Raw genomic sequence first — 19,094 nt, forward strand, 5'->3', positions numbered from 1 at the left:
GCGCAGAGGGGGCCGGCAGATGCCGGCCCCCTCTCGTCGTACGCCTCAGCGCTGCATGCCGGACCAGCCGTGCGGCGACTCCGGTTCCCGTTCGTCCTCGTCGGCCCCGGTGATGATGTCCCGGTCCACCGCGGTGCGGTCGTGTTCGTTCGCGAAGTCCGGCTCGGGGGTGGTGTCCCGGCCCTTCGGCGGCTGGCCCAGCGCCGGAACCCTGTCCTCGTGATCCTCGTGGTGCGTCATGTCGGTGTCCCTTCTGCGGTCGCTCAGGCGACGGAGCCGCCCAGCAGGTCGCTCGCCTCGTCCACCGAGTACTCGCCCTCGGGGAGCGCGTCGATGCGGGCGAGCAGGTCCGGCGGAAGCTCGGCGGCCACCGCCCGGCGGTAGATCTCCCCCTGGGTGACCCGCTCCTGACCCCGGAAGATGTCGTCCAGCAGATCGTCGAGGGCCCGGGTGTCCGGCTCGCCGGCCACGGATGCGTCGTCGGTCACGCCGATCAGCTACCCGGGCCGGAATCGGTCAAACGTCACGCCAGTGGTCCACCCCACAGACAACGCCGCCCCCGGCCTTGTGGGCCGGGGGCGGCGTTGGTGTCGGTGTGCAGGTCGCCTCTCGGCGAGTGGCACGACGCGGCTCCAGCCGAACGGTATTCCGCGAGGGCAATTTAGGTGAGGCCCGGGGACACTGGACACACCGACACCTCAGTTAACCAGGTGCCGCCCGTCCGTGTTCCGTGCCCCGTCGTGCCGGCCGTCACACCGTCAGGCCCGGGGCCGGCACGGTGGCCCGGCGAGCCCGCACGGCGGTGGCCAGGTGGTCGAGCACGTCCGCGGTCTCGTCCCAGCCGAGGCAGGCGTCGGTGACCGAACGGCCGTACACCAGCTCGCGGGTCGGGTCGAGGTCCTGGCGGCCGGGCAGCAGGAACGACTCCAGCATCACGCCGGTGATCCCACGCTGACCGGCGGCCAGCTGGGCGGCCACGTCCGCGGCGACCAGCGGCTGGTTACGGTGGTCCTTGCCGCTGTTGGCGTGGCTGGCGTCGATCACCAGCCGCTCCGGCAGGCCGGCCGCCCGCAGCAGGTCCAGCGCGCCGGCGACCGAGGCGGCGTCGTAGTTGGGCCGGCCGCCCCCGCCGCGCAGCACCAGGTGCCCGTCGGTGTTGCCGCGGGTGTGCATGATCGCCGGGGTGCCGGAGAAGTCGATGCCGGGGAAGACGTGCGGTACGCCGGCGGCCCGGATGGCGTCGACGGCCGTGCCGATGCTGCCGTCGGGGCGGTTCTTCATGCCGATCGGCATGGACAGGCCGGACGAGAGCTGCCGGTGCACCTGGCTCTCCACCGTGCGGGCGCCGATCGCGCCCCAGGCCACCGTGTCCGCGATGTACTGCGGCGTGATCGGATCGAGGAACTCGCAGCCGACCGGCAGGCCGAGGCGCAGCACGTCGAGCAGCAGCGCCCGGGCTCGCCGCAGGCCGGTGTTGACGTCTCCGCTGCCGTCCAGCCCGGGGTCGTTGATGAGGCCCTTCCAACCAACGGTCGACCGGGGCTTCTCGAAGTAGACCCGCATGACGATCAGCAGGTCGTCGGCGAGCCGGTCGGCGGCGGTGCGCAGCCGCTGGGCGTAGTCGAGGGCGGCGGCCGGGTCGTGCACCGAGCACGGACCGACCACCACCAGCAGGCGGTCGTCCTCGCGGTCCAGCACGCGACCCACCGCGCGTCGGCCGGTCAGCACGGCCGAGGCGAGCGGGGCGTCCAGGGGCAACTCGTGGTGCAGCAGGGCGGGGGTGGTCAGCGGCACGACACGTTCGATTCGCTGATCGCTGACCCGATCGGTCTCCGGGGTGGTCACGGTGGGCATCCTTTCGCCGACCGTGCCCGGGGCCGGCGCCCGGGACGAGCCGGCTGCTCGTACGCAAAAGGGCAGGAACGACAGCTCCTGCCCAGCCGACTCGGTCCGTGGTGACGTCAGATCATGGTGAGGTCACCGGCGTGCGAGCCGGCTGTCTAAACCATCGATACGAACGCGTCACGTCGGCCAGCCTACCCGACCCGGCGGGCAGTTCCGTTGTCTTGTCCCACAGTGCGGCGTGAACCTCGCGTGCCGAGGGCCGGCCCGGGGTAACAGGGGTGCCATGACAGACGAGCACAGCGACCAGGCCCGGGTGGAGTCCCGCGCGCACCTCCTCCCCGAGGAGGCGGCGGCGGGCAGCGACGACCCACGGGCGCAGGCGGAAGCCATCCTCGCCGAGTCGGACATCCGCGAGGCCGACCAGAACGCGGCACCGGACACGGTGCTGGAACGACGTACCTCCGATCAGACGGTGGCCGCCGTCGAACCCCCGGACTGACCATCCACCCCGCGCGCCCGGCGTGACCCCCGGTAGGTCCGCTCCCGCAGCCAGGCCAGCGGGCCGGCCGCCCGCAGTTCGGGCGGCAGGTTACGCACCGGGTCGAACGCGAGCGCGGCGTCCTCCCGGGCGCCGAGCGGGGTGCCGAGACTGACCTGCCCGACCGGCCGCCACGGCCCCACGGCGGACGCGACCGCGAGCACCAGGCCCAGCACGTCCGGCCAACTGCCGGGCGTGGGCGTCCCCTTCGAGAGTCGGACGGTCGCCCGGTACCGGCCGGGGTCGTCCAGCAGGCCGACCCCGGTGGGTGGTCCGGGCGTACCCCAGATCACCACCTCGCCGGCGAACGAGCGACCGGCGGGATGCAGCAACCGACCGCGGCGCAGCCTGCCGAGCGCGGCGGCGGCGCGTTCGACGGCCCGGGACACCGGTGGGGTGACGGTCATTCCCCTCCGATACCCCGGGCGGAGGTCCCGAAGCGGGCGGGTCGGCTCGCCGACCGACCGCACGTCACCTTTCCGCCCGCGAGATCGGATAGCGTCGGTGCCATGCCCGACAGCGGTTACCCCTGGCCCATCGAAACGTCCCGATTGGACAACGGCCTACGCGTGGTGGTGAGCGAGGACCGCACCGCGCCCGCCGTGGCCGTCAATCTGTGGTACGACGTCGGCTCCCGGCACGAGCCGGCCGGGCAGACCGGCTTCGCCCACCTCTTCGAGCACCTGATGTTCGAGGGCTCGGTGAACGTGGCGAAGACCGAGCACATGAAGCTGATCCAGGGCTCCGGCGGTTCGCTGAACGCCTCCACCAACCCGGACCGGACCAACTACTTCGAGACGCTCCCCGCCGAACACCTGGAGCTGGCGCTCTGGCTGGAGGCCGACCGGATGGGCGGCCTGGTCCCCGCGCTCACCCAGGAGACGCTGGACAACCAGCGCGAGGTGGTGAAGAACGAGCGGCGGCAGCGCTACGAGAACGTCCCGTACGGCGACGCCTTGCTGCGGCTGCTGCCGCTGCTCTACCCGCCGGGGCACCCGTACCACCACTCGACGATCGGCTCGATGGCCGACCTGAACGCCGCCGACCTCGCCACCTTCCAGGCGTTCCACGAGACGTACTACGTGCCGAACAACGCGGTGCTCACCGTGGTCGGCGACGCGCCGGCCGCCGAGGTGTTCGCGCTGGCTGACAAGTACTTCGGCGCGTTGCCCGCCCGCGACGACATCCCGCCCGCACCGGACGGGCGGAGCGTGCCGGCCACCGGACAGCCCGCCGTGCAGACGGTGACCGCCGACGTGCCGGCACCGCGGGTGTACGTCGCGCACCGCGGCCACCCGTTCGGCAGCCCCGGGTACGACGTGCTCACCGTCCTCGCCACCGTGCTCGGCAGCGGCCGGGGCAGCCGGCTCTACCAGCGGCTCGCCGACGGTGAGCGGATCGCCCAGCCGGACCTGGTCGGGGCGTACGGGGTGGACCTCGCGCACGCACCGGCGCCGCTGATCGCCACCGCGACCGCCCGCCCCGGGGTGAGCGCCGAACGGCTCGCCGAAGGGCTGGCCGAGGTCGTCGACGAGCTGGCCACCGTGCCGGTGACCGCCGCCGAACTGGACCGCGCCAAGGCGTTGCTGAGCACCGCCTGGTGGCGGCAGATGTCGACGGTGGACGGCCGCGCCGACACGCTGGGCCGGTACGCCACCCAGTTCGGTGATCCGGCCCGTGCCGCCGACCGGCTGCCCGCCTGGCTCGCCGTGACCGCCGAGCAGATCGCCGAGGTAGCCGCCGAGGTGCTCGGCGCCGCCGACCGGGTGACCCTGACCTACGTGCCCGAGGAGACCGCATGACGCTGATCGCCGACCGTCCCGGCCCGGGTGCCGCCCGCCCGTACCGGTTCCCGCCGGTGGTCCGCCGCGCCGTGGCCGGTGGTCAGGTCGTCGCCGCGCACCTGCCCGGGCAGAATCTGGCCGTCGCCCTGCTGCTGCTCGAGGCCGGCGCCGGCCGGGAGCCGAACGGCAAGGAAGGGCTGGGCGGGGTGCTGGCCAAGGCGTTGGAGGAGGGCACCGCGCAGCGGGACGCCACCGGGTACGCGCTGGCCATCGAGGCGCTCGGTACCGAGCTGGTGACCGGACTGGACTGGGACTCGTTCCAGGTCAGTGTCCAGGTGCCGGTGGATCGGCTGACCGCGGCGGTGCAACTGCTCGCCGAGGCCGTCCGGACGCCCCGGCTGGACCCGGCCGACGTGCAGCGGGTCCGGGACGACGAGGCGACCGCGCTGCGGATGGACTGGGCCAATCCCGGCCCGCGTGCCGACGCGGCGCTGCGCGCGGACCTGTTCGGCGCGCAGAACCGCTGGGGGCGTCCGATGTACGGCGACCCGGAGTCGGTCGCCGGTCTGGACGTGGAGGACGTGACGGTCTTCCACTCCGAGTGGTTCCTGCGGCCCGGCACGCTGGTCGTCGCCGGTGACCTGGACCGGATCGACCTGGACGCGCTGGCCTCCGCCGCGTTCGCCGGCACCGGCGGTGGTCCCGCCGACCGGGGTGGTCCGATCGAGGTGTCGCTGCACACCGAGCGGCGGATCATCCTGGTGGATCGGCCCGGCTCGGTGCAGTCCACGCTGCGGCTGGGCCACCCGTCGCCGCACCGGGCGCACCCCGACCACGTGCCGATGACGCTCGCCGGCACGGTGCTCGGCGGGGCGTTCACGTCCCGGCTCAACCACCTGATCCGTGAGGTGCGCGGCTACACGTACGGCATCCGGGGTGAGTTCGCCTCGTCCCGCCGGTTCGGCCGGTTCGCGGTCAGCTCCGGCGTGCACACCGCGGTCACCGCGCCGGCCCTCATCGAGGCGGTGGGCGAAATCACCCGTACGCAGGCCGGCGGGGTGACCGAGGACGAACTGGCGGTGGCCCGTGCCTGGCGGGCCGGGCAGTTGTCGGTCGAGTTGCAGAGCCCTCGGGCGATCGCCTCGGCGTTGACCACGCTGGTGGTGCACGACCTGCCGGACGACTACCACGCACGTCTGCGGGAGGCGTTGCTGGCGGCCGACGTGCGCGAGGTCTCCGAGGCGGCGGCCACCCACCTGCACCCCGAGGCGCTGACCCTGGTGATCGAGGGCGACGCGGCGGTGATCCGCGACGAGCTGCAAGCGGCAAACCTGGGCGCCCTGCTCCCCTGACCCCCATTTCCGCGGTGATCATGAGGTTGGCGGGGAGTTCGATCAACAAGAGCCCCGCCAACCTCATGATCAACCCGGTCTTCGGGGAGATGCGGGTCGGGGTGTGATGCTGACCCGGGGGGTGGGAAAGGGGTCCCGGTTGCGGGGGTGGGGTCGGTAGCCTCCGGGGCATGAGGATCGGCATTGTGGGGGCCACCGGTCAGGTCGGTGGCGTTATGCGGCAGGTGCTGGCGGAGCGGGAGTTCCCGGCGGAGCAGGTGCGGTTGTTCGCCTCGGCGCGGTCCGCCGGGCGCGCGCTGCCGTGGCGCGACGGCGAGGTGACCGTCGAGGACGCGGCGAGCGCCGACTACTCCGGACTGGACATCGTGCTCTTCTCGGCCGGTAAGGGCACCGCCCTGGAGCTGGCCCCCCGGGTCGCCGAGGCCGGCGCCGTGGTGATCGACAACTCGTCGGCGTTCCGGATGGACCCGCAGGTGCCGCTGGTGGTCGCCGAGGTCAACCCGCACGCCGCCGCCAACCGCCCGAAGGGCATCATCGCCAACCCCAACTGCACCACGATGGCCGCGATGCCGGTGTTGCGCCCGCTGCACGCCGAAGCCGGCCTGGTCGGCCTGGTCGTGTCGACGTACCAGGCCGTCTCCGGTGCCGGGTTGGCCGGCGTCGCCGAGCTGGACGAGCAGGTCCGCAAGGTCGCCGAGCACGCCGCCGGGCTGGCCTTCGACGGCTCGGCCGTGGAGTTCCCCGCCCCGCGCTCGTTCGCCGAGCCGATCGCCTTCAACGTGCTCCCGCTGGCCGGCTCGATCGTCGACGACGGCTCGTTCGAGACCGACGAGGAGCAGAAGCTCCGCAACGAGAGCCGCAAGATCCTGGAGATTCTCGACCTGAAGGTCTCCGGCACCTGCGTCCGGGTGCCGGTCTTCACCGGTCACTCGCTGCAGATCAACGCCCGGTTCGCGCGGCCGCTCACCCCGCAGCGTGCCCACGAGCTGCTCGCCGACGCACCCGGGGTCGCGGTGACCGCCGTACCCACGCCGTTGCAGGCGGCCGGTCAGGACCCGACCTACGTGGGCCGGATCCGCGCCGACGAGACCGTGGAGTACGGGCTGGCCCTGTTCTGCTCCAACGACAACCTGCGCAAGGGCGCCGCACTCAACGCGGTGCAGCTTGCCGAGCTGGTCGCCGCCGAGCGTCGCTGACCGGCACGCTGACCCCGAGCCCTCGCCGGCCACCGGCGGGGGCTCGGGCCCGTTCCGGGCGGGGCGGCGGCCGCCCAGGCGTGCTTGGATGGGGGCGAAGCCGACGGCCCATGGAGGACACCGTGCCGGATGACCGCACCCAGCAGGCGTTGACCGACCTGATCGCCGGCCGCTCGATGGGCGTGCTGGCGACCATCAAACGGGACGGGCGACCGCAGCTGTCCACCGTGGTCTACTCGTACGACCGGGACGCTGGGCTGATCCGGGTCTCCGTCACCGAGGGGCGGGCCAAAACCGCCAACCTGCGTCGCGACCCGCGGGCCAGCTTCCACGTGAGCAGCGAGGACGGTTGGGCGTACGCGGTGGTCGAGGGGCGCGCAGAGCTGACCACGCCCGCCGCCGAGCCGGGCGACGCGACGGTCGAGGAGTTGGTGACGCTCTACCGGGCGCTGCGCGGCGAGCACCCGGACTGGGACGAGTACCGGCAGGCCATGGTCGACGAGGGTCGGCTGGTGCTGCGCCTGCACGTGGAGCGGATCTACGGAATGCCGCCCCGGGGCTGACGCGCCCGAACGAGTCGGTCAGCCCGGCTCGATCACGGTCACGCCCGGCCAGCGCTGCGCCGGCCGGTGCCGGGCCAACCGCTGCCGGGACAGGGCCACGTCCACCCGCGCCGGGTTGTGCCGCCACACCCCGCCGAGCAGATCCGCCAGGCCGTACGGCGCGCAGACCTCCAGCCGATCGGCGGCGTCGAGGCGGACGGCCACTGCGGTCGCGTACTCCGGCCAGGTGGCGACCGCCTCGGCCACGCTGCGGTACGGGGCGATCGGGTCGCCACCGAACTTCGCCGCGTACCAGATGTGCACCGCCGCCTGGTTGCGCGCCTGCCACGGCGGTTGCGGCCACGCCGCCGTCAGCCGGGCGGTGGCCCGGTCGTCGTCGTCACGGGTCAACCTCGTCGGGTCGAAGAAGACCACGTCCACGTCCCGGACCGTCGTCGGGTCGAACCCGTCGCCGTACCGCTCGCCCCAGACCAGGTCGCGCAGGGCGCCCGCGCCGATCCAGGCCTCCGGCAGGCCCGAGTCGCGCACCACGGTCAACGCCCGGGTCAACCAGCCGCTGCCGGCAACCAGGTCCCGCAGCTCCCGCCCGCCCGCCACCATCGGCCCACCGTAGGCGACGCGACCGACGCACGCCGTTTCCCCAAGGGCGACCACGCCGTACGCGTTACCCCCTCCCGCGTGGCGGGTAGACGGCCGTGCCGACACCGAGAGGGGAGCACCATGACAACGGTCGGAGAGTTCATGACGACCCGGTTGGTGACGATGGACGGCAGCGACACGCTCATCGCAGCCGCGCAGGAGATGCGTGACAGTGCGATTGGTGACGTGGTGGTGACCGACGGCGACAACGTGGTCGGCATCGTCACGGACCGGGACATCACGGTCCGGGGTGTCGCGGAGAACATGGACCCGGGCTCGACCCGCCTGAACCAGATCACGACCCGCGATGTGATCACCGTGAGTCAGTACGACGACGCGGTGGCCGCCGCGGACCTGATGCGCACCTACGCCGTACGCCGGCTGCCGGTGATCGACGACGGGCGCCTGGTGGGGCTCGTGTCGATGGGCGACCTCGCGGTCGAGCGCGAACCGCAGTCGGTTCTGGCCGACATCAGCGCCGACGACCCGAACAACTGATCGTCCGCCGCGGACGCGCCGGCTCTCCCCTCGTGGGAGGGCCGGCGCTGCGCGCGTCGTGGGAACCCGGGCCGTTCACCCGATCCGGGCGAGATTGACGGCGCGACCGGCGGGGACCCGTGCGGGGACGTGCCAGGCCGGCCGTGCGCGCGACGCGCGCCGGGTGGGATCCCGGGCCCGGCGAACTGGGAGGAGTGGACCCGATGGTGGACGCGACCACGAGGTTCTTCGAGGACCTGGACCGCAGGGGGTACGAGCCCCTGCTGGCGAAGACCTCCGGGACGCTGCGCATCGACCTGCACGAGGGCGCGCAGACCCGGCACTGGCTGCTGCGGATCGACCATGGCCAGCTGAACGTGAGCCAGGAGGACCGGGAGGCCGACACCGTCATCGGGGCGAGCCCCGCCCTCTTCGACGACATCGCCACCGGCCGCGAACACGGCCTGGCCGCCCTGCTGCGGGGCGACATGACGGTGGCCGGCGATGCCCGGCTCGTCGTGCAGGTGGAGCGGATCTTCCCGGGTTCACCGGACGCCCGTGGGCCGCGCCGGCGCTTCGCGGGGGAGGTGCACTGATGGGGCAGAGCAACATGGTCCGGATCCTCGACGGCAACACGTTCGTCGTCTGCGAGGACACCGGCGACATCGAGGCGACCCCGAGTGAGCCCACCGGGCTGTTCTCCCTCGACACACGGTTCCTGTCCACCTGGGTGCTCACCGTCAACGGGGAGCGACTCAACTCGCTCTCCTTCGACGACCTCCAGTACTTCGAGTCCCGGTTCTTCCTCGTGCCGGGGACGGCCACCCACTACGTGGACGCCAAGTTGTCGATCATCCGAGAGCGGGCGGTGGGCGGCAGCTTCCGGGAGCAGCTCACCATCCTCAACCACGACGAGAAGCCGGTCGACCTGGAGATCCGGATGGACGCGGCATCGGACTTCGCCGACCTGTTCCAGGTCAAGGACGAGATCCTGAACAAGAAGGGCGAGAACTACACCGAGGTCGAGACGGACAAACTGCGGTTGGGCTACCGGCGGGGCAACTTCCGGCGGGAGACGGTCATCTCCTCGTCGATGGCGGCCCGCTACGACAGCAAGGGCTTCGCGTACACCGTCCACCTGGAACCGAACGAGCAGTGGAACACCGCGATCGACGTCCGGACCCACGCCCTCGGACCCGGTGGTCGGGACCTGCGGATCGGGTTGCGGGTGCACGGCACCGAGCGGCTGGCGCTGCAGCACGACCTGGAGAAGTGGATCGCGGACGCCCCGAAGGTCAACAGCGAGCACGGCCGGGTGGCCAGCACGTACCGGCGCAGCCTGATCGACCTGGCGGCGCTCCGCTTCTCGCCGCTGTCGCTGGGCGGCGCCACCCTGCCCGCCGCCGGCCTGCCCTGGTTCATGACCATGTTCGGGCGGGACAGCATCCTCACCTGCCTGCAGACGTTGCCGTTCACCCCGCAGCTGTCGAAGACCACGCTGCGCATCCTCGCGTCCCTGCAGGGCAGCCGCTTCGACGACTTCCGGGACGAGGATCCCGGGCGGATCCTGCACGAGATGCGCTACGGCGAAACCGCGGCGTTCGAGGAGCAGCCGCACTCGCCGTACTACGGCTCGGTGGACGCGACCCCGCTGTTCGTCGTGCTGCTCGACGAGTACGAGCGGTGGACCGGGGACGTCGCGTTGGTCAAGGAACTGGAGCAGGAGTCCCGGGCCGCGCTCAGGTGGATCGACAACTACGCCGACCTGGTCGGCAACGGCTACATCTGGTACGAGCGGCGCAACACCGACACCGGCCTGGAGAACCAGTGCTGGAAGGACTCCTGGGACTCGATCTCCTACGCCGACGGCACGCTGCCGCCGTTCCCGCGGGCCACCTGCGAGGTGCAGGGGTACGCGTACGACGCGAAGATCCGCGCCGCCCGGATGGCCCGCGAGTTCTGGGACGACCCGGAGTTCGCCGACCAGTTGGAGCGGGAGGCGGCGGAGCTGAAGCAGCGGTTCAACCGGGACTGGTGGGTTGCCGACGGCGAGTACTACGCGCTGGCCCTGGACCCGAACGGCCGCCAGTGCGACGTCCTCAGCTCCAACATCGGTCACCTGCTCTGGAGCGGGATCGTCGACCAGGAGCGGGCGGAGAAGATCGCTCAGCACCTGGTCGGGCCGCGGCTGTTCAGCGGGTGGGGGGTGCGTACGCTCGCCGAGGGGGAGACGCGGTACAACCCGATCGGCTACCACAACGGCACGATCTGGCCGTTCGACAACTCCTTCATCGCCTGGGGTCTGCGCCGGTACGGCTTCGCCGAGGAGGCCGCCAGCATCGCCAACGGCATCCTGGACGCGGCCACCTACTTCAACGGGCGGCTTCCCGAGGCGTTCGGTGGTTATCCGCGGGAGCTGACCAAGTTCCCGGTGGAGTACCCCACGGCGTGCAGCCCGCAGGCCTGGTCCACCGGTACGCCGCTGTTGCTGCTGCGCACCATGCTGGGCCTGGAACCACACGAGGGCCACCTGGCGGTCGAGCCACGGCTGCCGGTCGGCATGGGCCGGATCGAGGTGCTGGACATTCCGGGTCGCTGGGGTCGGGTGGACGCGTTCGCCCGCGGCAGGTTGGACCTGGACAGCCTCGCCGACTGACCGGACGGGCCGGCGTTCACCGGCGGCGACGCGACCCCGTGTCGCCGCCGGTCACCACCCAGGCGATCCCCAGCGGAGCAGGGTAGATTCTGCGGATGCCGGAGCTCGTGTACCCGCCCGTTATCGCCGCCGCCAAGACGATGTTCCGGGTCCTCGACCTGAAGATCACCATCGAGGGCGCCCACCACGTACCCCGCACCGGCGGGGCGGTGCTGGCCAGCAACCACGTCAGCTATCTCGACTTCATCTTCGCCGGGTTGGGCGCGAACGCGTCCGGCCGGCTGGTCCGGTTCATGGCCAAGCAGTCGGTGTTCACGCATCGGATCTCCGGCCCGCTGATGCGCGGCATGCGACACATCCCCGTCGACCGGGAGGCCGGTGCGGCGTCGTTCCGGGCCGCGGTGGCCGCCCTGAAGCGCGGCGAGGTGGTCGGCGTCTTCCCCGAGGCGACGATCAGCCAGTCGTTCACCGTGAAGGAACTCAAGAGCGGCACCGTCCGGATGGCCCGCTCGGCGAAGGTGCCGGTGCTGCCGGTCGCGCTGTGGGGCACCCAACGGCTCTGGACGAAGGGCCGCCCCCGCACCCTCACCCGCCGGCACACCCCGATCACGATCCTCATCGGCGAGCCGATCGACCCGGCCGATCACCCCGACCCGAACGCGCTGGCCGCCGAGCTGACCACCCGGCTCAGCGCGCTCGTCGACCGGGCCCAGCGGGAGTACCCGGACGCGCCGGCCGGCCCGGAGGACACCTGGTGGCAGCCGGCGCACCTGGGCGGCAGCGCACCCACGCCGGAGGAGGCCGCCGCCCTGGACGCCGCAGGTGAGCAGCGCACCCCCAGCGCCTGACGCTGGATCGATCCGCACCCGCCACGAGGCCGCATGGGGTGCTGGCCTGCCGCCGGGGCAGGGCTAGTGCTGTTGAGCGTGATGCCGCTGAGTCATCAAGATGACTCAGCGGCATCACGCTCGTTGGAGGATGTGTCACCGTCGCCCTTCGCGGGATGACCGCCACGGTACGACGGTCGAGTCGGCCGCGCGGACCGTCGGCTTCACCGATGCCCGGATGCGGCGCCGCCCGCGAGCCCGGTCCACGAGGTCGGCTCCGGCCCCGAGCGGTAGTAGTCGTCGCGGGAGCGGAACTCCACCGGAAGCGAGCCGGGCAGCGTGACCCGGGTGTCCCCGGCGAGCAGGCCGGGGCCGGCCCGCAGCAGCAGGACGTCGCGCTCCTGCGCCGACAGGTCGACCAGGTGCGGGCGGGTGAGCCGGAACATCGCCACCGCACGGCGGACCTGCTGGGCCAGCGCGAGGACCTCGCCGGCCGACCCGCCGAGCGCCAGCGCTGGCTGCTGGATGGTGCGCAGCGCGTCGCAGACGATCAGCAGTTGCGCCGGGGCGTCCGCGGTGGCCGGCGGCAGCTCCAGACGGGACGGCCACTGCCAGCGGATCTGCCCGCTCATCAGCCCCGGCAGCCGACCGGCGAGCCGGGAGCGGGGCGTGTCGTCGGCGACCAGGGAGAGCTGGGAACCGGTGCCCACCCAGCAGATCCGCTGGTCGGTGACGGTCACCGAGACCGGGCCGGGCAGCCCCCAGCCCCGCCGCGCCTCGGTCGGCCCGAGCAGGTAGCCGGCGACCAGCAGCCGGTGCCGGCCGAGCACCCGTTCACCGGGCATCGGACGCAGGTCGTAGCGGCGGTCCAGGACCGGCCCCACGTCGTCGTCCGGCGCGTCGAACCGATGGGGTCCGATGAAGAAGGGAGACGCGTCGGAGTGCATCGTCACGACCTTCCGGTCAGCGGGCTGTGCTCAGAAGCCTGGCGGATCCGAGGTCCGCTGTCATGACGCCCGTTAGGGGGTCGGCCGGTCGTGCGTCGCCTGTGACCGGTAGATGCCGATCTCCTCCGGGCGGACGAGGCCGTCCTCGATCGCACGGGCGAGCAACGCCGCCTTTGTGGCGGCTGGGCGCCCCGCCCGGGTGTACTTGATCCGCGCGCGGTCGACGTACTGCTTGACCGTGTGTTCGCTGATCTGCATCCGGCGGGCCACCGACGCCTTGGACATCGACTGGAACCACAGCAGCAGCGCCTCACGTTCCTTGTCGGACAGCATCGGCCGGTCCGGTCGGGGGTCGCCGACCATCGCGCCGGCCAACGCCGGCGGCACATAGGGGCGGTCGCTCGCCGCGGCCAGCACGGTCGCCACGCAGTGCTCCCGGCCCTCGTGCTTGGCCAGGAACGCCACCGCGCCGGCGTCCAGCGCCGCGAGCATCGTCTCCGGGTCGGTGTGCTCCGAGTAGACCACCACCCGCCGCCCGGCGGCGCTCAGCTCGGCCAGCTTGTCCAGCGCCATCCTGCCGTGCAGTCGCAGGTCGAGCAGGACCACGTCGGCGTCCGGCGCCGCCCGCAGCACCTCGTCCGGGTCGTCACCGGTGGCCAGCACGGTCAGTCGTGTCTCGGTGGCGAGCCAGGCGCGGACGCCCTCGACGACCACCGGGTGGTCGTCGACGATCGCCACCCCGACCGGCCGGGCGCCCGTCACCTCCGCCACCGGGTCTGTGCCCATCTGATGTCCCCGTCCCGCTCGTAGAGGTGCTGCACCGGCCCGTCGTCGTGGTCCCCGAGCGGCGGCCCGGTCGCCTCCGGCTCCTGCCGGTCCGGCGTGACCAGGCTGACCACCACCTCGTCGGGGCCGGACACCACGGTCAGCCGGGCCCACCCCCGGGCATCGGCGAGGATGCCGGTGAGCGGGTCGGCCAGCCGACGGCGGATCTCCACCGGCAGCGGCGGCGGCCCGCCGATGGTGACCAGATCGATCGGCAGGCCGTTGCGTTCGGCCAGATCGACGGCCGCCCGCAGTTCGTGCAGCAGCGGATCGGGCACGTCGTCGGACTCGGCGATCAGGCGGCGCAGCCGGGCGGCGGCGAGCACGCACCGCCGTTGCACCTCCGGGTCGTCCGGGTCGGCCTGACCGGAGGCCAACTCGCCGAGCACCCGCCCGGCCGCCGCCCCGACCAGGGCGAGCCGGTCCCGGCGTTCCCGCAGGCCCCGCTCGGCGGCGTCGCGTTCCGCGGCCATCGTGTGCATGGCGGCCGCGGCGGCGGCCCGTTCCCGGGCCAGCCCGACGATCGCCGCGCTGCCCACGAAGACCGCCACCGGGAGCGAGAACGTGCCGTAGACGTACATCACGTAGCGGGCCAGGTCGGCACCGTCGGACCCGTGCCCGAGCACGGCGACCAGCGCGATCACCGCATGCGCGGTCAACAGCGCCACCAGCCCGGCGACCCGCCGTCCCCACAGCGCGAGCACGATGAACCAGCCGAGCGTGCCCCACACCCAGTTGCCGGCGGTGAACAGCTGTCGCTCGCCGGCGGCGGCGAAGACCGCCGCGTCGACGACGAGCAGCAGCCCGGCCAGCGGCCACGGCGGCAGCGGCGTGCCCCGCAACAGCAGCACCCCGGCCGTCGCACCGGCGGCCAGGACCAGCACCCATCCGCCGAGCACCACCACCGGCGCGGCGAACTCCGCGCGGGCGGCGAGCACCGCCGGCAGCCCGATGGCGACGTGCCAGGCCAGGGCGATGGCGACGGCGACTATCCGGGCACCCCGGTCGGAGGCGTGGGCCACGGCGGCCGGCGCGGCGAGCGCGGCCGTGGACGCCGACTCCCGGGGCGCCGGCACGCCGCCCCCGGTGCGCTCAGGCGCCTCGGCCACGGGGGTGGGCGGCGTCGCGGCGCCGAGGTCAGCCGACACCGGGCCACTCCAGTCGGATCCGGGTGCCCCCACCGGGGGTCGAGTGCACCTCGGCCCGCCCGCCGACCGTCGCCATCCGGCCGCGGATCGACTCGCGCAACCCGTACCGGTGCGCGGGGACGGTGGCCGGGTCGAAGCCCGGACCGTCGTCGGCGACCTCGACCACGACGGCGATCGCGTCGCGGGAAAGCCGCAGCGTGGCCCGCGCCCCCGGAGCGTGCCGGACCACGTTGGACAGCGCCGCGTAGGTGCTCTCGGTGATCGCGTCGGCCACCCCGGCGGGCACCGCGCACCCCGCCAGCTCCAGGGTCACCGGTAGCTCGGACAACCGGTCGGGCACCGTGCGCAGCCGCTCGTCCAGGGGCACCGGGCCGTCACCGGGCACCGGGCCGACGTCGGCGGCCGCGACGAGGGTACGCAGGTCGGCGGCACACCGTTCGCGGAACGCGGCGGACGGGCCGGCCACCGCGCCGAGCCCCACCATGGTCAACGTCCCGAGCACGGTGTCGTGTAGATCGCGGTTCTGCTGACGTTCGGCCTCCCGGGCCGAGCGGGCGACCAACGCCTCCCCGGTCAGCCGCTGATGCTCGGCGAACGCCCGGTCCGCACGTCCGATCCGGCGGCGCATCACCCCGGTCATCATCGCCGTGCAGGCGGTCTGCACGAGCAGCGTGGCCGCGTGCGCCCGCGCCTCGGTGGAATTGCCGGCGGAGGACGTGCCCAGCGCGTACGCGGCGGTGACCAGCAGCCCGGCCGGGACCGACCACCGCGGCGCGGCGGTGGCCTGTGCGTTGATCACCGTGGTGCTGGCGAGCACCGCGATCCAACTGCCCTCGCCGGGCAGCACCCCGGGTGCCACCAGCACGGGTATCAGCAGGCAGGCCACCGAGGTGACCGTGACGTCACCGGCGACCAGGGCCGGGGTGAACCCGTGGCGCAGCGCGCGGACGGCGTACCAGAGCGACCAGCCGGTCAGTGCGGCCACGACCGGCAGCAGCAGGGCCGGTTCGACCGGTGGGGTACGCACCGACAGTGCCACCGCCGCACCGACCAGCCCGCAGGTCAGCCGCAGCAGCGCCGGCAGGGTGGTGAAGATGAGGTTGAACGCGCCGCCGGCCGGACTGTCCAGCGCGGGCGGCGGCACGGTCGGGGTGGCAACGGCCGGCATCGGGAGGCGTCCTTCCGACAGCGACCCGGTCCGGGTCCGCGCGGCGGAGATCGACATCGGAGAATAGCATGGCCGACGACGACCGGTCACCCGTTGTGAGCGCCGTGTCGCTGATGTGTCACTCTGTGCTGCGGGGCTGGAGCAGGTCCCAGCGGTTGCCGTAGAGGTCGGCGAAGACCGCGACCGAGCCGTACGACTCGTGCCGCGGCTCCTCCAGGAACCGCACCCCGGCCGCCACCATCCGCGCGTGATCCCGGGCGAAGTCCTCGGTGTACAGGAACAGGCCGACCCGGCCGCCGGTCTGGTCGCCGATCCGCGCCTGCTGCTCCGGGCTGCTCGGGCGGGCCAGCAGCAGCGCCGTCTCCCGGGCACCCGGCGGGCGCACCACCACCCAACGCGAGCCGTCCGGCCGGGTGGTGTCCTCCACCAACTCGAAGCCGAGGCCGCCGACGTAGAAGTCGATCGCCTCGTCGTACTCCCTGACCAGCAACGCGACGAGTCCCAGATGTGCCATCCGGCCATTCTGCCGACCGGCGCTTCGGCGGCGGCCGGCGGTGGCACCCATGGTTGGCGACGTCACGCCACCGCTTCGCCAGCGCCGCGTCCCGGCACGACCGCCGGGGGCCGGCGGGAACCGGGTGTGCCCGCCGTCCGTCCCATCTCCTGGTGGAGAGGTGGTGAGCGGGATGCGCCCGGGTGGCACGGTACTGGTGGCGGCGGTGCTCGGCATGGCGCTGGGTGGGTGTGCGGGCTCGGCGACCGGGCCGGCGGACGAGCCCGGCCCCGCCCGGATCGTCGACCGGTGGACCTCCTGCGCCCAAGCCGCACCGCAGGCCGACGCCGTGTTGCTGACGCCGCCGGCCGCCGCCCGGGACGAGCCGGAGAGCGGGCGCATCGACCCCGCGTTCACCCCGGTCGCCGTCGTGCTCTGCGGCCGGGAGATCCGGCCGCGCCCCGGCGGCGGTCAGGAACAGGTGGCCACCGAACGGCGCGCCGACGAGATCGGTGCGCTCGTGGACGCGCTGCGCCTGCCCACCCAGCGGGCGGACGGGGAGATCGCCTGCACCCTCGACATGATCGTCCCGCCGTGGCTCGCGCTGCTCGACGAGCGGGGACGCTGGCTGCGCCCGTACCTGCCGACCGACGTGTGTGGCAAGCCACGCCCCGAGGTCCGCGCGGCACTCGACGGACTGCGGCTGACCACGGTGGACACCCGTACCGTCGGGCAGGTCGAATCGTCGGAGGCCGAGGCCGCCGGCTGTTCGCAGCGGTGGGCGGACATGGTGTGGGTGGAGACGAGCATCGGACGCCCCCGACCGCCCGCACCGGCCACCGTCCCCAGCGCCGGGCCGCTGCGCCTCTGCGTCTACCAGGTGCCCACGTCCGAGCAGGGCGGCGGCAAACCGGCAGGCGATTTCGAGTACGGCGGCCCGCTGCCACCCGAGCGGCAGGCGGGCGTGCTCCGGGCGTTGGCCACGACCCGCACGGCGGACGACTGTGCCACCCCGGCGTCACGCTTCGCCGTGCTGCGACCGCTCAACGGTGCCGGCGGGCCGGACCGGTACGTGGAACTCGACGGCTGCCGGCGCTTCCTCGTCGTACCGCCGGCCGGTGGGGCGCAGCTCGGCCAGGGCGACGCCGCGTTGGCCGCCCTGCTCGGGCCGGTCTGACCCGGCTTCAGCGGACCGGCAGCACCGCCGTGCCGCCGCCGGCGATCGACCGCTTGACCGACGTGCCGCCGGACCAGTAATAGCAGCGAATGCCCCGGTCACCCCGCTCCCACAGAAGCCGGTTCGGGAACCGGTACGCGGTACCGGTGCGATAGGGCAGCGTGGCGTCCACCGGCACCTTCGCGAACCGGGCGATGACCGCCCGGCAGGCGGAGTGGACGGAGGCTTCGTCCCTGGTGGCGTCCCCCCAGGAGCGGTCCGGCGCGGTCCAGGTGCCGGCGTACTCGAACTGGTGCCCGGTGGTGCAGGAGACCGGCCGCAGCATGCCCCACTTGTCCTCGTTCATGCAGCTGAGCAGCAGACCGGAGCGCTTGGCCAGAGCATCGCGGAGAGAACCGAGCCGCTGGATCGCGGCGTCGGACTCCCCGTTCGGGCCGTTGACCTCGTCCACCTCGAAGATGTCGCACCGGTACCAGCGGGCACCGCCCGCCCAGCCGGCCGGCGACGCCGGTGCGACCTGCACCGACAGTCGGGCATCGCGCCAGTCGCCACCCACGAACTGCTTGGCACGCGTGTCACAGTCGGCGAACGTCGACCGCATCGTCGCCGACTCCACCTTGGGCGGCGAGGTTCGTGCGGCCAGCGCGCCGGTGAACGTGCCCACGTGAAAGGTCTCCACCAGATGGGTGTTCGCGCAGTCCACCGGGGCGTAGCTGGTGAGGTACGCGGTCGGTTCGGAGATCGTGTGGCACTCGCCCGCCTTCGGCGAGAACTGCTCCGCCTGAGCCATCGGCCGCCAGTCGTCGGACAGATCGCCGTCCGTACCGGCCGGCGTGCCGCAGCCCGCCGCCACCACCATGACGAAGGCAGCCGCAACCGCTGCCGTGACCTGGCGTCGCATGTCCATCTCCCCGTGCCCCCGTGCCGACGCGCGCAGCATAAGGCACCACCGCGACCAGTGAGTGAGCACGCTGACCGTCGGAGGTGAGCGCTATGTTCCGGGCATGGCAGCGAGGATTGATCTGACACTCGACTCCACCGACGCGCAGGTGCTCGGCGCGTTCTGGAAGACCGCCCTGGGCTACATCGACGAGCCGCCGCCCCCGCCCTTCACGACGCGGGCGGAGTGGCTCGCCCAGTTCGACCTGCCGGAGGACGACCTCCCCGAGCACGGCGCGTGGCTGTGTGACCCGGACGGTGTCGGCCCGCGCCTGTCGATCCTCAACGTTCCCGAGCCCAAGACGGCGAAGAACCGCCTGCACATCGACATTCGCGTGCCGGTGCACGGCGGCCCCGACGAGCGGTGGGAGCGGATCATGGCCGAAGCTCTCCGCCTGGTCGAGGCGGGCGGGACGATCCTGGAGGAGGTCGACCGGCACCACGTGGTGATGGCCGACCCGGAGGGCAACGAGTTCTGCGTCGCCGCATCCGCAGCCTGAGAGGCAGCGGGGTCACCGCG

Annotated in this window: 22 protein-coding genes; 11 read left to right on the forward strand and 11 right to left on the reverse strand. The window is 73.0% G+C overall.

Annotated features, from left to right (window positions below):
• Positions 1-45: 45 nt before the first annotated feature.
• From O7620_RS00390 to O7620_RS00400, 3 genes are all read right to left on the reverse strand, one after another.
• The gene (locus O7620_RS00390; RefSeq protein WP_151490613.1) at positions 46-240 is read right to left on the reverse strand and encodes a hypothetical protein; all 195 of its coding nucleotides are present in this window, start codon (positions 238-240) and stop codon (positions 46-48) included.
• Positions 241-263: 23 nt separating this feature from the next.
• On the reverse strand, positions 264-488 hold the full coding sequence (locus O7620_RS00395) for a hypothetical protein (protein ID WP_278121152.1): 225 nt from the start codon (positions 486-488) through the stop codon (positions 264-266).
• Positions 489-750: 262 nt separating this feature from the next.
• Positions 751-1,854: a 3-deoxy-7-phosphoheptulonate synthase gene (locus O7620_RS00400; RefSeq protein ID WP_278121154.1), complete on the reverse strand. Its 1,104-nt coding sequence runs from the start codon at positions 1,852-1,854 to the stop codon at positions 751-753.
• Positions 1,855-2,128: 274 nt separating this feature from the next.
• Between O7620_RS00400 and O7620_RS00405 the strand changes: the two genes are divergently transcribed.
• Positions 2,129-2,344 carry a hypothetical protein gene (locus tag O7620_RS00405; protein WP_151490616.1) on the forward strand — a complete coding sequence of 72 codons (216 nt, stop codon included), beginning with the start codon at positions 2,129-2,131 and terminating at the stop codon, positions 2,342-2,344.
• On the opposite strand, the gene O7620_RS00410 is transcribed toward O7620_RS00405, so the two are convergent.
• Positions 2,311-2,790: a hypothetical protein gene (locus tag O7620_RS00410; protein ID WP_278121156.1), complete on the reverse strand. Its 480-nt coding sequence runs from the start codon at positions 2,788-2,790 to the stop codon at positions 2,311-2,313. The two genes, O7620_RS00405 and O7620_RS00410, sit on opposite strands and share 34 nt — an antisense overlap.
• Before the next feature lie 102 nt (positions 2,791-2,892).
• Here O7620_RS00410 and O7620_RS00415 point away from each other — a divergent pair, with 102 nt between their 5' ends.
• The 4 genes from O7620_RS00415 (at position 2,893) to O7620_RS00430 (ending at position 7,278) form a co-directional block, all read left to right on the forward strand.
• Positions 2,893-4,185 (forward strand): pitrilysin family protein, encoded by a 1,293-nt coding sequence (locus O7620_RS00415; RefSeq protein WP_278121158.1) that lies wholly within the window; start codon positions 2,893-2,895, stop codon positions 4,183-4,185.
• Positions 4,182-5,519: a pitrilysin family protein gene (locus O7620_RS00420; protein ID WP_278121160.1), complete on the forward strand. Its 1,338-nt coding sequence runs from the start codon at positions 4,182-4,184 to the stop codon at positions 5,517-5,519. Before O7620_RS00415 ends, O7620_RS00420 begins: the two co-directional genes overlap by 4 nt.
• Positions 5,520-5,689: 170 nt before the next feature.
• A complete protein-coding gene (locus tag O7620_RS00425) occupies positions 5,690-6,715 on the forward strand; it encodes an aspartate-semialdehyde dehydrogenase (protein ID WP_278121162.1) in 1,026 nt (341 codons plus the stop codon).
• A 110-nt stretch (positions 6,716-6,825) separates the two neighbouring features.
• Positions 6,826-7,278, forward strand: coding sequence for a PPOX class F420-dependent oxidoreductase (locus tag O7620_RS00430; protein ID WP_278121164.1), 453 nt, complete (start codon positions 6,826-6,828; stop codon positions 7,276-7,278).
• An 18-nt stretch (positions 7,279-7,296) separates the two neighbouring features.
• On the opposite strand, the gene O7620_RS00435 is transcribed toward O7620_RS00430, so the two are convergent.
• Complete coding sequence (locus tag O7620_RS00435; RefSeq protein WP_278121166.1) at positions 7,297-7,878, reverse strand: nucleotidyltransferase family protein; 582 nt, start codon at positions 7,876-7,878, stop codon at positions 7,297-7,299.
• Between the two features lie 120 nt (positions 7,879-7,998).
• Here O7620_RS00435 and O7620_RS00440 point away from each other — a divergent pair, with 120 nt between their 5' ends.
• The 4 genes from O7620_RS00440 to O7620_RS00455 all read left to right on the forward strand — a co-directional run bounded on the left by O7620_RS00440 (position 7,999) and on the right by O7620_RS00455 (position 11,898).
• The gene (locus O7620_RS00440) at positions 7,999-8,415 is read left to right on the forward strand and encodes a CBS domain-containing protein (protein ID WP_151492103.1); all 417 of its coding nucleotides are present in this window, start codon (positions 7,999-8,001) and stop codon (positions 8,413-8,415) included.
• A gap of 203 nt (positions 8,416-8,618) precedes the next feature.
• Positions 8,619-8,990 carry an SCP2 sterol-binding domain-containing protein gene (locus O7620_RS00445; protein WP_278121170.1) on the forward strand — a complete coding sequence of 124 codons (372 nt, stop codon included), beginning with the start codon at positions 8,619-8,621 and terminating at the stop codon, positions 8,988-8,990.
• Complete coding sequence (locus tag O7620_RS00450; RefSeq protein WP_278121172.1) at positions 8,990-11,050, forward strand: glycogen debranching N-terminal domain-containing protein; 2,061 nt, start codon at positions 8,990-8,992, stop codon at positions 11,048-11,050. The genes O7620_RS00445 and O7620_RS00450 overlap by 1 nt, the downstream gene beginning before the upstream one ends.
• A gap of 95 nt (positions 11,051-11,145) precedes the next feature.
• Positions 11,146-11,898: a lysophospholipid acyltransferase family protein gene (locus tag O7620_RS00455; RefSeq protein ID WP_278121175.1), complete on the forward strand. Its 753-nt coding sequence runs from the start codon at positions 11,146-11,148 to the stop codon at positions 11,896-11,898.
• A 203-nt stretch (positions 11,899-12,101) separates the two neighbouring features.
• Here the strand turns inward: O7620_RS00455 and O7620_RS00460 are convergent, their stop codons facing one another.
• The 5 genes from O7620_RS00460 to O7620_RS00480 all read right to left on the reverse strand — a co-directional run bounded on the left by O7620_RS00460 (position 12,102) and on the right by O7620_RS00480 (position 16,479).
• On the reverse strand, positions 12,102-12,824 hold the full coding sequence (locus O7620_RS00460; RefSeq protein ID WP_278121177.1) for a hypothetical protein: 723 nt from the start codon (positions 12,822-12,824) through the stop codon (positions 12,102-12,104).
• A 72-nt stretch (positions 12,825-12,896) separates the two neighbouring features.
• Positions 12,897-13,610, reverse strand: coding sequence for a response regulator transcription factor (locus O7620_RS00465; RefSeq protein WP_151492098.1), 714 nt, complete (start codon positions 13,608-13,610; stop codon positions 12,897-12,899).
• A complete protein-coding gene (locus tag O7620_RS00470) occupies positions 13,583-14,725 on the reverse strand; it encodes a hypothetical protein (protein ID WP_278126784.1) in 1,143 nt (380 codons plus the stop codon). Before O7620_RS00470 ends, O7620_RS00465 begins: the two co-directional genes overlap by 28 nt.
• A gap of 61 nt (positions 14,726-14,786) precedes the next feature.
• The gene (locus tag O7620_RS00475) at positions 14,787-15,965 is read right to left on the reverse strand and encodes an ATP-binding protein (RefSeq protein ID WP_151492097.1); all 1,179 of its coding nucleotides are present in this window, start codon (positions 15,963-15,965) and stop codon (positions 14,787-14,789) included.
• Positions 15,966-16,083: 118 nt separating this feature from the next.
• On the reverse strand, positions 16,084-16,479 hold the full coding sequence (locus O7620_RS00480; protein ID WP_278121181.1) for a VOC family protein: 396 nt from the start codon (positions 16,477-16,479) through the stop codon (positions 16,084-16,086).
• Between the two features lie 163 nt (positions 16,480-16,642).
• Between O7620_RS00480 and O7620_RS00485 the strand changes: the two genes are divergently transcribed.
• Complete coding sequence (locus O7620_RS00485) at positions 16,643-17,635, forward strand: hypothetical protein (protein WP_278121183.1); 993 nt, start codon at positions 16,643-16,645, stop codon at positions 17,633-17,635.
• 7 nt (positions 17,636-17,642) lie between these two features.
• Here the strand turns inward: O7620_RS00485 and O7620_RS00490 are convergent, their stop codons facing one another.
• A complete protein-coding gene (locus tag O7620_RS00490) occupies positions 17,643-18,536 on the reverse strand; it encodes a septum formation family protein (RefSeq protein WP_278121185.1) in 894 nt (297 codons plus the stop codon).
• 103 nt (positions 18,537-18,639) lie between these two features.
• On the opposite strand from O7620_RS00490, the gene O7620_RS00495 reads away from it, so the two are divergent.
• Positions 18,640-19,074 carry a VOC family protein gene (locus O7620_RS00495; protein WP_151492093.1) on the forward strand — a complete coding sequence of 145 codons (435 nt, stop codon included), beginning with the start codon at positions 18,640-18,642 and terminating at the stop codon, positions 19,072-19,074.
• Positions 19,075-19,094 lie beyond the last annotated feature (20 nt).

This window comes from Micromonospora sp. WMMD710 (assembly GCF_029626045.1).
In the GTDB taxonomy this organism is placed as follows: domain Bacteria; phylum Actinomycetota; class Actinomycetes; order Mycobacteriales; family Micromonosporaceae; genus Micromonospora.